13 protein-coding genes and 1 tRNA gene are annotated in these 13,969 nt (G+C 40.0%); 13 read left to right on the forward strand and 1 reads right to left on the reverse strand.

Annotated elements, in window-relative coordinates; genetic code table 11:
• Positions 1–7 precede the first annotated feature (7 nt).
• From OQX61_RS08915 to OQX61_RS08975, 13 genes are all read left to right on the forward strand, one after another.
• On the forward strand, positions 8–2,056 hold the full coding sequence (locus OQX61_RS08915) for a VWA domain-containing protein (protein WP_265841311.1): 2,049 nt from the start codon (positions 8–10) through the stop codon (positions 2,054–2,056).
• Positions 2,053–3,315, forward strand: a complete 1,263-nt coding sequence (locus OQX61_RS08920) for a dihydroorotase (protein ID WP_265841312.1) — start codon at positions 2,053–2,055, stop codon at positions 3,313–3,315. Before OQX61_RS08915 ends, OQX61_RS08920 begins: the two co-directional genes overlap by 4 nt.
• Entirely contained in the window at positions 3,308–3,979 is a 672-nt protein-coding gene (locus OQX61_RS08925) for a hypothetical protein (RefSeq protein ID WP_265841313.1), read from the forward strand. Before OQX61_RS08920 ends, OQX61_RS08925 begins: the two co-directional genes overlap by 8 nt.
• 17 nt (positions 3,980–3,996) lie before the next feature.
• Positions 3,997–4,539 (forward strand): DUF4199 domain-containing protein, encoded by a 543-nt coding sequence (locus OQX61_RS08930; RefSeq protein ID WP_265841314.1) that lies wholly within the window; start codon positions 3,997–3,999, stop codon positions 4,537–4,539.
• Between the two features lie 100 nt (positions 4,540–4,639).
• Positions 4,640–5,593: a glycosyltransferase family 2 protein gene (locus tag OQX61_RS08935; RefSeq protein WP_265841315.1), complete on the forward strand. Its 954-nt coding sequence runs from the start codon at positions 4,640–4,642 to the stop codon at positions 5,591–5,593.
• 3 nt (positions 5,594–5,596) lie between these two features.
• Positions 5,597–6,565, forward strand: a complete 969-nt coding sequence (locus OQX61_RS08940; protein WP_265841316.1) for a glycosyltransferase — start codon at positions 5,597–5,599, stop codon at positions 6,563–6,565.
• The gene (locus OQX61_RS08945; RefSeq protein WP_265841317.1) at positions 6,562–7,440 is read left to right on the forward strand and encodes a hypothetical protein; all 879 of its coding nucleotides are present in this window, start codon (positions 6,562–6,564) and stop codon (positions 7,438–7,440) included. The genes OQX61_RS08940 and OQX61_RS08945 overlap by 4 nt, the downstream gene beginning before the upstream one ends.
• A gap of 9 nt (positions 7,441–7,449) precedes the next feature.
• A complete protein-coding gene (locus tag OQX61_RS08950) occupies positions 7,450–8,979 on the forward strand; it encodes a GH3 auxin-responsive promoter family protein (RefSeq protein ID WP_265841318.1) in 1,530 nt (509 codons plus the stop codon).
• A complete protein-coding gene (locus OQX61_RS08955) occupies positions 8,980–10,131 on the forward strand; it encodes a 1-deoxy-D-xylulose-5-phosphate reductoisomerase (protein ID WP_265841319.1) in 1,152 nt (383 codons plus the stop codon).
• A gap of 37 nt (positions 10,132–10,168) precedes the next feature.
• The gene (gene rseP, locus OQX61_RS08960; RefSeq protein WP_265841320.1) at positions 10,169–11,503 is read left to right on the forward strand and encodes an RIP metalloprotease RseP; all 1,335 of its coding nucleotides are present in this window, start codon (positions 10,169–10,171) and stop codon (positions 11,501–11,503) included.
• Between the two features lie 4 nt (positions 11,504–11,507).
• A complete protein-coding gene (gene hscB / locus OQX61_RS08965) occupies positions 11,508–12,044 on the forward strand; it encodes a Fe-S protein assembly co-chaperone HscB (RefSeq protein ID WP_265841321.1) in 537 nt (178 codons plus the stop codon).
• A gap of 81 nt (positions 12,045–12,125) precedes the next feature.
• The gene (locus tag OQX61_RS08970; protein ID WP_265841322.1) at positions 12,126–12,410 is read left to right on the forward strand and encodes a DUF3817 domain-containing protein; all 285 of its coding nucleotides are present in this window, start codon (positions 12,126–12,128) and stop codon (positions 12,408–12,410) included.
• 60 nt (positions 12,411–12,470) lie between these two features.
• Positions 12,471–12,550: transfer RNA gene (locus tag OQX61_RS08975), tRNA-Leu, on the forward strand.
• Between the two features lie 454 nt (positions 12,551–13,004).
• On the opposite strand, the gene OQX61_RS08980 is transcribed toward OQX61_RS08975, so the two are convergent.
• Complete coding sequence (locus tag OQX61_RS08980; RefSeq protein WP_265841324.1) at positions 13,005–13,514, reverse strand: hypothetical protein; 510 nt, start codon at positions 13,512–13,514, stop codon at positions 13,005–13,007.
• Between the last annotated feature and the right edge of the window lie 455 nt (positions 13,515–13,969).

Consider the following 13,969-nt stretch of genomic DNA (forward strand, 5'->3'; position numbering starts at 1 on the left):
GTTTTTAATGAATTTCCTATACCCAGGTTTTCTTTTCGCACTGCTGGCAATAGCCATTCCTATTGTAATTCACTTATTTAATTTTAGGAAATTTAAGAAGGTATATTTCAGTAATGTACAGTTTCTTAAAGAGGCGAAAGAACAGAATTCTTCCAGGGATAAGCTCCGGCATCTATTGGTATTGGCTTGCAGGATTCTTGCGGTTATGTTCCTCGTGTTTGCTTTTGCAAGGCCATATATCCCGCTGGAAACCGGTGCAGACCCTAATAAAGGCAGCCTGATCAGTGTTTACATCGATAATTCCTATAGTATGGAAACGGTAAACAAGGAAGGGAACCTATTGGATGAAGCGAAGCGCAAGGCGAAGGAAATAGCCGGAGCCTATCAGCTGAATGACCAGTTCCAGTTGCTGACCAATGATTTTGAAGGGAAACATCAGCGTAAATTAAATAAGGAAGCCTTTATTCAAATGCTGGAAGATGTGAAAATATCACCAGCCAGCAGAACATTGCAACAAGTGGTCAACAGACTGCATCAAGAAGGTGATTCCAGAAAAAACCAGATCGTTTACCTGCTTTCAGATTTTCAGCAAAACTTTGCAGGGACAGAAAAGATAAAATCTGATCCCAATATCAGGTATTCCCTGATTAAATTAAATGCCAATGCGCTTCCAAATATTGCAGTAGACAGCGTATGGAGCCTTTCGCCGGTTCATCAGCCCAAACAGGCGGAACAATTGGTGGTACAGTTGCATAATTATGGTGCTGAGGATGCCAATGATGTTCCTTTGAAACTTCTGATCAATCAACAACAAAAAGCCATCAGCAATATTAAAGTCCCTGCCGGCAAATCTGTAAAAGATACTTTAGCATTCAGTGGTTTACAAAAAGGCTGGCAAAAAGGCCTGATATCCATTAAAGATTTTCCCATCACTTTTGATGATGAACTGAATTTTAGCTTCCGCGTGAATAGCGAAATGAAGGTTTTAAGTATCTCCGGTGATCCCATACAACAGTTCATAAAATCACTGTTCGCTACCGATCCTTATTTTAAACTAACGGAAATGGCAGAGGCGAATATCAAATATTCGAGCTTCCCGGAATATAGCCTGATGGTATTGAATGGTTTAAAACAACCTTCTTCCGGATTGGCGCAACAGCTTAAAAGTTATGTTCAGAATGGAGGGTCTTTACTGATATTTCCGGATCTGGACGCCGGTGCTGCGGTTTATACGCCGTTTTTAACGGCACTAGGGCTGCCCGCAGTAAAGCAACTGAATACAGGAGCAGCAGTAAGTAGTAGCATCGAACTCAAAGACCCTTTGTTTAAAGACGTATTTGATCAGGTTCCTGCAAATATGGACCTTCCGGTAGTCAACAGATATTTCAGTTATCTGGAAAGAAATGCGACAGGGAAAGAAAATATCCTGCAATTACCGTTAAACCAGGCTCTTTTTGCCAGATATCCTTCCGGAGCAGGAAAGATCTATTTATCGGCCAGCAGCCTTAAGTCTGAAGACAGCAATTTATCCAGACATCCGGTCTTTGTACCGCTGTTGTTTAAGGTGGCTTTTAGTAGCGCTAAAGAACAGCCGATGTATTATACTGCCGGCAAAGACGATTTACTGGAGCAGCAAAAAACCAGTGTCGGTGCAAACCAATCGCTTATTCTTAAATCTGCTGAAGGGCTGGAGATCATTCCTGAAATCCGTCAGACACCAGGGAAAACCCTGCTGTATATTGCAGACCAGATTAAGAAACCTGGCTTCTACGACCTTAAAAGAACCGATTCGGTACTCTCAGTATTGGCTTTTAATGACGACCGCAGAGAGTCCGATATGAATTACGCAAAGGAGCAAAACCTGAAGGATTTATTCGCAGGACAACAGATCGCGATGCACAATTCTCAGAAAGATGCCTTATCGCTAAATATACAGGCGAAAAATAGCAGTATAGAGTTATGGAAACTTTGCCTAATTTTGGCTGTTGTTTTTTTAGCCATCGAAATACTATTGATCCGATTTTTTAATAAAACAAAAAACATACAAAAACCATGAATCTTCTCATCACTGGGGTAACCATTGCCGACCCAAACAGCCAGTTCCATCAAAAAACTTGTGATGTACGTGTAGAACAGGGCAAGATTACTGCTATTGGCAGTAACCTGCAGTCTTCCGGCAAGGAAGAAGTTTTTGACGGAGCAGGTGCCATTTTATCACCAGGCTTTTTTGACCTGAACTGCTCCATAGGAGATCCTGGATTTGAAACTAAAGAGGATGTGGAAACGGGAACCCGCGCCGCTATGGCTGGTGGTTTCACTGGACTGGCCGTTTTGCCACATACCAGACCGGTTGTTCATTCTAAAGGAGAAATCGCTTACCTCATCAACAAAGCAAAAGGAAATCTGGTAGATGTATTGCCAATCGGGGCAGTAAGTACTGATCTGGAAGGAAAAGAGCTGGCAGAGATGTATGATATGCAACAGGCAGGTGCCATTGCTTTCTCTGATGGAACCAAACCGATTTGTGACGATGGATTCATGAGCCGCGCTTTGCAATACCTGAAAGGCTTTAACGGCCTGATGATGGTGCATCCTGAAAACAAATCGATCTCCGGAAAATCACAGATTAATGAAAGTAAGACCAGTGTATTGCTGGGGATGAAAGGTGTTCCGGCATTGGCTGAAGAAATGCACATTAGCAGGGATATCTTCCTGGCTACTTATCATGAAGCGCCATTACACATCAGTAATATTTCTACTGCCGGTTCTGTAGCACTGATTAAAAAGGCCAAAAAAGACGGTTTAAAGATCAGTTGTGATGTGGCAGCACACCATTTGGTGTTCACCGAAGAGCTCTTGAATGATTTCGACAGCAATTATAAAGTGAAACCGCCATTGCGTGGAAAATCAGATGTAAAAGCATTGATCAACGGCTTAAAAGACGGCACTATTGATGCGGTATGCTCTCAACACCGTCCACAGGAAATAGAATTTAAAGCCGTAGAATTTGAAATCGCTGCCTATGGCATCATCGCTTTGCAAACGGTTTTACCTTTAATGCTTAAAGCCGGACTGGATGCAACGCAGATTGCAGAAAAGTTGGCTATCAATCCCCGCAAATTGTTAAAGCTTGCAGTTCCTGTGATCGAAGAGGATGAGATCGCCAATTTTACGGTGTATCACCCAACGCTGGAATGGGAATATAATATTGCAAATAACCAATCAAAATCAGCGAACTCACCGCTTTTAAATAAAAAATTAACCGGTAAAGTTCAACTGGTATATAATAACAAACAATTACAAGCATATGGATAATCATGTTAGAACAGCGCTAATTGCGTCGTTAGATAAATTTGCAGCGGTATCTGGAATAGATTCCATCAAATTAGAAGAGGGGTTGATCGAAGTATTTAGTAAAGATCTTGGCTTCCTGGAGAAGGTAGAAGAATTTGATGAGGTATTTGATGAGTACCCTGCGTTTGAGGAATTAAGAGAAGTTTTCTTCGATTTATTGATGATTAATTTCTTTGCCAATGATGTGAAAAAACTGGAGGAAGATTACCTGGAGACCGATGAGTGGGCAGATATTGAGGAAGAGACTATCGATAGAGGTACAGAGCTTTTAAACCTGTTATTGTACATCAATGAATGTCATGATGAGCGCATTAAGCCAGAGCTTGGCGACTTCCTGAAAGAATTCTTATTGGTTGAAGAAGATGAGTTCCAGGACGAATTCCATATCTATGAAGATTTGATTACCAACCAGAATCTGGTAGAAAGTAGCGTAGAAGATATTTGCAGCCATGTAGGTATGATCGACCTGGGTGAAGAAATGGAAGATTTATTTATTCCTTTCATGTGTTTCTTCCACCAACCAAAAGAAAGTGAAGAAGTAATTAAAGATTTACAGGAGTATAGCCCTAACAAAGAATTTGACGTTGCAGTTTATACGTTAATTGCTAATTTTAACAAAAACTAATACCTAAATAACAATATATGGACCAAGACTTAATTGAGATGGAAAAAAAGCCAAATAAATTGGCTTTTCAAGCAGCTACAGCTTTCGCATTATACTTTTTCGTACTGATTTTTGTGTTTAAATTTCTGAATATCAGTCCGGCAAATACCCATTTGTCTACCGCTTCAAAAGTGGTGAGTCAGTTGTTGTCCTATGTTCCTTTCTTTCTGGCTATTGTGTATGTGCAAGCAAACCATAAAAAAGAACTTGGTGATTACATGAGTTTTAAACGTGGTTTTTCTGCCGGATTTAAAGTTGCGGCTTACGCTGGATTGCTACTTTTTTTGGTACAGGTCATCTATTATTTTGTAGATAAATCGGCTACTGAGGAATTGTTTGCTGCTGCAATTGACCAGGCTGATGGCGACGAACAAAAACTTAAAGGAACGGAAATGATGCGTCCTTATATGGGATTATTTGTTGGTTTTGGAACCGCGATTACCTACACGATAATCGGTTTGATTGCGAGTCTTATTGGAGCGGCAGTTTTCAAGAAGGAAAGACCGTTACACGCAGATTAAAGTAAATTTAACTGATGTATTTATAAATATACAACGTGCAGTTTTATCATTTTATTTGATGAAATTTGCACGTTGCTTTTTTTTAGCACGTTATTAAGTCATGGATATTTCTATTGTAGTTCCTTTATATAATGAAGAAGAGTCTCTTCCGGAGTTAACTTCCTGGATTGCTAAGGTGATGGAAGCGAATAACTTCTCTTACGAAATCCTGTTTGTTGACGATGGTAGTACAGATACTTCCTGGGCAGTGATTGAAGATTTGAAAACTCAGTTTAATGCGGTAAAGGGCATTAAATTCAGGAGGAATTATGGTAAATCAGCAGCGCTGAATGTTGCTTTCGAGGCGGCACAGGGTGATGTAATCATCACAATGGATGCAGATTTACAGGATAGTCCTGATGAGATTCCGGAATTATTCCGCAGGATCAAAGAAGAGAAGCTGGACATCATCTCCGGATGGAAGAAAAAGCGTTACGATCCGATTTCAAAAACCATTCCTACCAAACTGTTCAATGCAGCCACCAGAAAAATGTCTGGTATTCAACTGAATGATTTCAATTGTGGTTTAAAAGCATACCGTAAAGAGGTGGTGAAAACCATCGAAGTTTACGGAGAAATGCACCGTTATATCCCTGTAATTGCAAAATGGGCCGGTTTCAAAAATATTGGTGAGCAGGTGGTAGAACACAGGGCAAGAAAATATGGCGTTACTAAATTCGGACTGAGCAGGTTTGTAAATGGCTTTCTGGATTTATTATCCATCTTCTTTGTGGGCAAGTTTGGCAAAAGACCAATGCACTTTTTCGGTTCATTAGGCGTGTTGAGTTTCCTTCTGGGAACCATTATGGCGCTTTGGATGATCGGTGTAAAGTTATACCATATCGCGATGTTGATTCCTTATAAAAGGGAAATTACTGACCAGCCTTTATTTTACATTGCTTTAGTGGCCATCATTTTAGGTTCTCAGCTGTTCCTTACGGGCTTTGTTGCAGAGCTGGTGACCAGAAATGCGCCGGAAAGAAATGCTTATCTTATTGAAAAGGAAATCCTTTAATCCATGTTTTTTTCTATAATTATCCCTTTATATAACCGTCCGCAGGAAATTGATGAGTTGCTGAATACTTTGGTACAGCAGACTTACCCTCAGTTTGAGGTGTTGGTGATAGAGGATGGATCTACAAATGATGCGAAAGCAATTGTAGCGGAATACGAAAATCAACTTGATATTAAGTATTTCTTTAAACCTAATGAAGGGCAAGGCTTTGCCAGAAACTACGGTTTTGAGCGGGCTAAAGGTGATTATTTCGTCATCTTCGATTCTGATTGCCTGATTCCGGAAGATTACCTGGAAATGGTGAAAAATTATCTTTTTGAACACCATCTGGATGCTTATGGCGGTCCGGATGCGGCGCATGATACTTTTACACCAGTACAAAAAGCAATCAGCTATGCGATGACTTCCCCTTTTACTACGGGTGGGATCAGAGGGAATAAGAAACACATCGGCCAGTTCCATCCGCGAAGCTTCAATATGGGAGTTTCCAGAGCGGTATGGGAAAAAGTAGGCGGATTTATCCTGACCCGTTTAGGAGAAGATATTGAGTACAGCATCAGAATCCATGAAAGTGGATTTAAGATCGGGCTCATCCCGGCTGCCAAAGTGTTTCATAAGAGAAGAACCAGCTTCGGTCAGTTTTATAAACAACTTCACTTTTTTGGAAGAGCAAGGATCAATATCTATAAACATTTCCCTTCGGAACTGAAAATAGTCCATTTCTTCCCTGCAGCATTTACCTGTTTTGTGATCTTCACTTTGTTGATGAATATCATTTGGCCACCATTGGCTTTTATCTGTAACTTTATGTTGTTGCTGTACTTTGTGATGATCTTTTTTCATTCCTGGCAAATCAACAAATCTTTAAAAGTGGCATTTTTTAGTATCATTGCATCATTCATTCAACTAACCGCTTATGGGTTAGGGTTTATGCAGGATTTTTTTAAGCGTGTAGTATTTAAACAACCATGATAAATTTTTTAAAGGAGAGTACGTTTACGGTGAAGGATGTGATCATGCAGGCCTGGATCGTTACGCGCGACAATTATTTCTCTATTGCCACCTTGTGTTTCCTGGTTTTTATAACCGTTTCCACCTCAACTTTTATGGCCTTTTTTATGGGAGAACTTCCTACCGGCGTAAGGGTGGTGATGTTGCTGATCTTTGTATTATTGTATTGTATCGTCAACCTTTCCCTGCTGAAATACATTTTTCGCCTGTTGGATAAGGAAGATGATCAGGATATTCAGATCATTGAAACTTTGCCAACCAGAACGGAAATCATCCGTTTCTTAGTAGGTACTGTGTATTTTGGGATCAGTATTTTCCTGGTAGGAATTCTATTGCTGCCGGTATTGTACATTCTGGACCTGATTTTAAAGTTTGCAGTCAACCAGGGATTCATTGAGAATTTTACTGCTGCGGGTAAGGTGATCGTCAATATTGCAGTAGCAATTGCGATTCTGAGCATCTTTTTTACCTTCATCAGGATCATTTTCTTCCCTTTCTTTATCATTGACAAACATGTGCATCCTTTCGAATCAATTAAGCTGAGTCTGGCTACCACCAAAGGGAACTTTATTAAGTTGCTGTTTATTTTTGGCGGTTTTGTGCTGATTCAGGCGATTGTTTTCGGTTTTTTCTATATCGTAGTGGTAAGTGGTTTTCAATTGATCAGTTTGATTTTCAACTACGAGATTTATTCCTACGTTTCTTTATTTACAGCTATTTTTAGTTCCTTTATTGTCGTACCGTTCTCCACAGCTTTAGTAACTGTAGCTTACCGTAGAATGGTGAAAGAATATAAAGGAGATGAACATCCTGATATTTTACACAACATCGTTTAAAAATAATTTATGGGATTAAAAGCGGCATTAAGTAAACCGTTTGCGGCAATTGTAGTCAAGGGCATCAATAAATGGAAAAAAAATGCAGTAGCTGCACAACATACGATTCTCGAAGGGCTCATTGATTCCTCAAAAAATACGGCTTTTGGTAAAGACCATGGTTTCGGGAAAATCCGGAACTATGAAGACTTTAAAAAGCAGGTTCCATTAAGAGATTATGAGGCCTTAAGACCTTATATTGATCGCGTAGTGGCAGGCGAAGCCGATGTGATGTGGAAAGGAAAACCGCAGTATTTTGCTAAAACATCGGGCACTACTTCCGGTGTAAAATACATTCCTATTTCGAAGGAATCTATGCCTGAACACATCAAGGCAGCAAGAAATGCATTATTAACCTACATTCATGAAACGGGTAATGTGAAGTTCATCAACGGGAAGATGATCTTTTTACAAGGTAGTCCGGTGATGACCAAAAAGTACGGCATCAATGTAGGTCGTTTATCAGGCATCGTGGCCCACCTGGTGCCTAAGTATCTGCAAAAAAACAGGCTTCCTTCTTACGAAACCAATTGTATTGAAGATTGGGAAGAGAAAGTTGATGCGATTGTAAAAGAGACTTTTCAGGAGAATATGACGCTGATATCCGGCATTCCGCCATGGGTACAGATGTATTTTGATAAGCTGAGGGAGAAATCCGGGGGCAAACAGATCAAAGATATCTTTCCTGATTTTAGCTTATTCGTTTATGGTGGGGTGAATTACGAGCCTTACCGTTCGAAAATTGAAGAGAGCATCGGCAGAAAAATAGATACTATCGAAACATATCCGGCATCTGAGGGCTTTATTGCTTATCAGGACAGCCAGAAAGATAAAAGTTTATTGTTATTGGCGAAGGCAGGGATCTTTTATGAGTTCGTGCCAGCTGATGAATATTACAGTGAAAACCCCACGCGTTTAAGTCTGGGGGAAGTGGAGCTGGAAAAGAATTACGCGTTAATTCTGAATACCAATGCCGGTTTATGGGGCTATAGTCTTGGGGATACCATTAAATTTGTTTCAAAAGATCCTTATAAGATCATGGTTACCGGGAGGATCAAACATTTTATCTCCGCTTTTGGAGAACATGTGATTGGGGAAGAAGTGGAACATGCACTTTTAACAGTGGCCAATGAAGAGGGGGTAGGGATCACCGAATTCACCGTGGCCCCTCAAGTGAGTACGCCACAGGGAGAATTACCTTACCATGAGTGGTTTGTGGAGTTCTCTGTTGCGCCAAAAGACCTTGCTGCATTTAGTAAAAAGGTAGATCTGGCTTTGCAAAAGAAGAATATTTACTATTTTGACCTCATTGAAGGTAAAATACTGCAACCTTTAATCATTCGTTCCCTTCAAAAAGACGCATTTGTGAACTATATGAGGGCGGAAGGTAAGCTGGGTGGACAGAATAAAGTTCCTCGTTTATCAAATGACAGGAAGATTGCAGATGATTTAAGTAGTTTTACAATTCGTCAGAAAGGCGAAGAACAGGGAGAATTTTAATTGAAGAACATATCAATACTAGGGTCTACAGGATCTGTAGGTACCCAGGCTTTAGCTGTAGTTGAGGCAAATCCTGGAATATATAAGGTTTTGGCGCTAACTGCTCAATCCAATGCTGCTTTACTGATTAGTCAGGCTTTAACATTTGAGCCACAACTAGTGGTTATCGGTGATGAAAGTCAATATCTGGTGGTAAAAACGGCTCTGGCAGGTACTCCGATCAGGGTATTGGCAGGTGAGGAAGCTTTATGTGAAGCTGCTGCTTTAGCAGGAGTTGACCTGGTGCTGACCGCTATTGTAGGTTCAGCAGGCTTAAAACCGACCATTTCTGCGATTGAAGCAGGAAAGGACATTGCCCTGGCAAACAAAGAAACTTTGGTGGTAGCCGGTGATTTAATCACGAGTCTGGCTAAAAAACATGGGGTAAATATTATTCCAGTGGATTCAGAACATTCTGCGATCTTCCAGTGTCTGGTAGGCGAGGGAAATCAGTCTCTGGAAAAAATATACCTTACCGCTTCCGGTGGTCCTTTTAGAGGGAAAGACCGTGAGTTTCTGGCCAGTGTAACCAAAGCACAAGCCTTAAAACATCCAAACTGGGTGATGGGTGCTAAAATCACGATAGATTCTGCTTCTTTAATGAATAAAGGACTGGAAGTGATTGAAGCGAAATGGTTGTTTGACCTGGAGGCAGATCAGATTGATGTGATTGTACATCCACAATCGGTTATTCATTCTATTGCACAGTTTAAGGACGGTTCAATGAAGGCACAAATGGGTGTTCCTGACATGAAACTGCCAATTCATTACGCTTTTGCGTACCCGGAAAGAATAAGTACGGACTTTAAGCGTTTTAACTTCCTGGAGTACCCGGAACTGACCTTTTATCCGGCGGATAACGAAACCTTTAGAAATCTTGATTTGGCCTATACTGCTTTGAGAAAAGGAGGCAATATGCCATGTATCATTAATGCGGCTAATGAAGTGGTCGTAAACGCGTTTTTACAGGATAAAATCGGCTTTTTGGAGATGAGTGAGGTGATTGAAAGGTGTATGGAAGAGATTGGATTTATTGAAGAACCAGGGCTGAATAATTATTTAGAAACGGATCAGCATACGCGTATATTTGCGAATCAATTAGTAACAAAATAGAAATTAACGAATCAAAATTAAAACATTAATATAAGATATGAGCGGATTGATTATGGCAGCCCAGTTGCTTCTGGGGTTATCGATACTGGTAATTTTACACGAATTAGGACATTTTCTGGCGGCGCGTGCTTTTGGGATTAAAGTAGAGAAATTTTACCTGTTTTTTGATGCCTGGGGCTTCAAATTGTTTAGCTTCAAGCGAGGTGATTGTGAGTACGGAATAGGATGGTTGCCTTTAGGAGGTTATGTTAAAATTGCAGGTATGATTGATGAATCGATGGATACCGAGCAATTGAACCAGCCGGCGCAACCCTGGGAATTCAGAAGTAAACCAGCATGGCAACGTCTGATCGTGATGTTGGGCGGTGTATTTGTCAATATTGTGGTAGGTATCTTCATTTTCTGGATGATGACCTTTAAATATGGAGAAACATTCATTCCTAACAGTTCTGTACTCGTAGGGATAAATCCTGGTGAGATCGGTAAAGAAATCGGTCTTCAAAGAGGAGACAGAGTGATTGCGGTGAACGGTAAGAAAGTGATTCGTTTTGAAGAACTGATCAGCTCTAAAGTATTGCTGGGAAATACAACTTTAACGGTTGTCCGTGGCAATAAAACCTTAGATATTAAAGTACCTGATAATATTCTGAACAAAGTATCTGATTCTGGTATTGAAGGCTTTATTAGTCGTGTGCCACTGCGTACGGCAACAATAGATAGTGTGATTGCAGGGAAACCAGCAGCAAAATCTGGCGTATTGAAAGGAGACAAGATCCTTGCCATCAATAAAGAACCGGTTAAAAGTGATATTGATGCCCGCGAATTAATTTTAAAAAATAAAGGTAAAACGGCTGATTTCACCATCAATCGTGCCGGACAAAATATGGACCTGATGATTCCTGTGGACACTGCTGGTACCATCGGCTTTGCTTTTGACCCGAATGAGATTAAACAGGAAACCATTAAATACAGTTTGTTTGCTGCGCTTCCAATTGGTGTAGACCAGGCATGGAGAACTTTTAGCGACAATGCTAAGGGCATCTGGAAAGTGGTAACCGGAAAAGTTAATGCTAACAAAGCATTTTCAGGTCCTGTAGAGATCGCACGTAAAGTTTACGGTGGTGAGTGGATCTGGGCGAGATTCTGGGCTTCAACAGGCTTTATTTCTATCGCTTTGGCATTTATGAACTTATTACCTATTCCTGCATTGGATGGTGGACACGTAGTGTTCCTGTTAATTGAAATGGTAAAAGGTAAACCACTTGGTGATAAATTTATGGAGCGTGCGCAAATGGTAGGTTTCGTGATTTTACTGTCGTTGATGGTCTTTGTGTTGGGGAACGACTTGTTCAAAGTCTTCTTCAAACCTTAACGCTATGGTAGATTACTTTGAATTTTACGGATTACCCGTTACTTTTCACCCTGATGCTGCGCTGATTAAAAAGAAGTTTTATGAGCTGAGCAAAAAGTATCATCCGGATTTTTACATCAATGAACCGGAAGAGAAACAGGCAGAGGTTTTGGAATTCAGCACGATCAATAATAAAGCGTATCAGGTATTAAGCGATCCTCAAAAACGGGTACATTATATCCTGGAATTAAAGGGGCAGCTGATCGAGGGAGAGAATTATATGCTTCCTCAGTCTTTCCTGATGGAAATGATGGACGTGAATGAAGCGCTGATGGATTTACAGTTTGATCCGGATGCCGAACGTTTAGCCGCATTAAAAGCAGAGGTAGATGAAATAGAAAAGGGTTTAAGCGATCAGATCGTCTCTCTAACGACTTCATTCGAAAATAAGGATAAGGAAGCCCAGCTTCGCATCCTGACTGCTATAAAGGATTTATATTACCGCAATAAATACTTATACCGGATCCGGGAGAGTATCAAAAAGGCAGAATCTGCCGCATAGGTGTTACGGCATTGTAAAAAAGCCCCTCAGGGCTTTTTTACAATGCTTGTTTAAGGTACTTTTGGGATCAAACCCATTTATATGAACACATTATCTATTTTTAGAAAAGTTGCGGTGGCTGAAGGGCTGTCTTACCTGTTATTGTTATTTGTAGCGATGCCAATGAAATACTGGGCCGGTATGCCACTTGCCGTTAAATATACGGGCTGGGCGCACGGTTTACTGTTTGTGATGTACATCGTAATCTTAATCATGGCCTGGATGGAGTATAAATGGAATTTCAAAAAAGTAGCCATGATTGGTGCTGCTTCCCTGCTACCTTTTGCCCCTTTTATCGTGGATAAAAAGCTAAAAGAAGAAAATTAAAATAAAAATTTGCATTTATAAAACAAGTTCCTATATTTGCAACCCGCTAACGAAGGAAATGCCCGGATGGCGGAATTGGTAGACGCGCTGGTCTCAAACACCTGTGGGAAACCGTGCCGGTTCGACTCCGGCTCCGGGTACATACCGGACTGATGTCCGAAGAATCAAAGGGTTGCTCATAAAAAAGCAACCCTTTTTTATTGATCCTCTGCAGGTTATGCCGGAAGGTCGGGTCGATGAAAGCGGTTCTAAGTAGACCCCCTGCCCATACCAGATTATCTTTGAACACCCCCCTTATAATAGCATGTTTTTGGTAGATGTTACTTTTTTCATAGATCTCAAAAAGGTTGGTAAGAGCCGGCAGAACCCGATCAATCAGACTGTCAATTTCTATTTTTGATTTAGGATTTCCATTTAGGCTGATTTCCAGGGATGCTTTTTCTTCTTTGTATTTCTTAAACCAAGACTGATAAGTTGTGTTCTCAATCTGATTATTCATGAATTTCTCTTCCAGCTCTAGAATTTTGGCGTTAATTGCGCTGATCGCATTCAGTTTTTCTTTTAATCTTTCCTGCTTTTGTTTTAGAGGTTCAGCTAGTAGTGCTTTGGCTGCGAGCTATTTGAATTGAGGTATTTCAACAGTTCGTGATTAGCTTCAGTGTCTCCGCTTAGATCGTTCACTAAATATTCAGCAAGTAAAGTGTACATTGAGTGGCCTGAGGCTTCATCCATGCTATCTAAATAGCTAAAGCAATTTTCAAAATCACTACTTAATAGTGAATGCTCAAATTGGTCATTTATAATAAGATATCGGTTTATTTCAGATTTAAACATCTGTAAACCTTCTAGGAAAAAATCCAGCTCTTTTTTTAAGGTAATATCATCTTCAATAAATGCTGGATTTTTTATCAATTCGAGGTGGCTTTCCGGCTTCGGGTTATTATACCCTATATCAAAGAACTTTGAATTTACATGCTCCAAAATGTATTTTCTTTCTGGATTGTCAAAATTATACTTAAAAATGGCGTGCAGGGTTATACTATTAAACTTGCCTTTTTTTATATCAACAATAAGAGCTCGGCGAGAGCCAGTTCTTTTAGGCATATAATTTTTTTGTACTATACTTTTTTATTTTAAAATGGATGTTTCTGTGCAATTTGCACAATTAAGGTTTAAGGTAGATTGAGAGCGTTCTTGTAAGCAAATATGTGGTGGAAATATTTGAACAATGCTTGATCACCTTTCTTCAATTTGGCAAGCAATTTATTCTCGAAAAGGTGCAATTGGTCCGTTTCCATTGTTTATTAGTTTGGTCAGAAAGTTTATAGATTAGAATACCTATCCCTGCGACTAATATAATCATTTTCAAAAGAGCAGCAAATTCTGCTATTCTGTGTAATACCCTTTCAATTGTAAAATGGTGGAACTCGACGTTAGTGTTGTTCAGTATGGGGTAATGAGTAGTTATTTTGGTTTTTATTCCCTGTTTTATTACTGAATGAGTTGAGTAATGTTAATTTATTATTTCTTTGGTTAAAATGTGTTTTGTGTTTTGATTT

Origin of the sequence: Pedobacter sp. PLR, assembly GCF_026239675.1 — a bacterium.
Lineage (GTDB): Bacteria > Bacteroidota > Bacteroidia > Sphingobacteriales > Sphingobacteriaceae > Pedobacter.

Coding starts and splice junctions, on each gene's coding strand:
- OQX61_RS08925 (WP_265841313.1), top strand. CDS start 3,308: ATGGATAATCATGTTAGAACAGCGCTAATTGCGTCGTTAGATAAATTT.
- OQX61_RS08970 (WP_265841322.1), top strand. CDS start 12,126: ATGAACACATTATCTATTTTTAGAAAAGTTGCGGTGGCTGAAGGGCTG.
- OQX61_RS08920 (WP_265841312.1), top strand. CDS start 2,053: ATGAATCTTCTCATCACTGGGGTAACCATTGCCGACCCAAACAGCCAG.
- OQX61_RS08980 (WP_265841324.1), bottom strand. CDS start 13,514: ATGCCTAAAAGAACTGGCTCTCGCCGAGCTCTTATTGTTGATATAAAA.
- OQX61_RS08930 (WP_265841314.1), top strand. CDS start 3,997: ATGGACCAAGACTTAATTGAGATGGAAAAAAAGCCAAATAAATTGGCT.
- OQX61_RS08950 (WP_265841318.1), top strand. CDS start 7,450: ATGGGATTAAAAGCGGCATTAAGTAAACCGTTTGCGGCAATTGTAGTC.
- OQX61_RS08940 (WP_265841316.1), top strand. CDS start 5,597: ATGTTTTTTTCTATAATTATCCCTTTATATAACCGTCCGCAGGAAATT.
- OQX61_RS08945 (WP_265841317.1), top strand. CDS start 6,562: ATGATAAATTTTTTAAAGGAGAGTACGTTTACGGTGAAGGATGTGATC.
- OQX61_RS08935 (WP_265841315.1), top strand. CDS start 4,640: ATGGATATTTCTATTGTAGTTCCTTTATATAATGAAGAAGAGTCTCTT.
- hscB (WP_265841321.1), top strand. CDS start 11,508: ATGGTAGATTACTTTGAATTTTACGGATTACCCGTTACTTTTCACCCT.
- rseP (WP_265841320.1), top strand. CDS start 10,169: ATGAGCGGATTGATTATGGCAGCCCAGTTGCTTCTGGGGTTATCGATA.
- OQX61_RS08915 (WP_265841311.1), top strand. CDS start 8: ATGAATTTCCTATACCCAGGTTTTCTTTTCGCACTGCTGGCAATAGCC.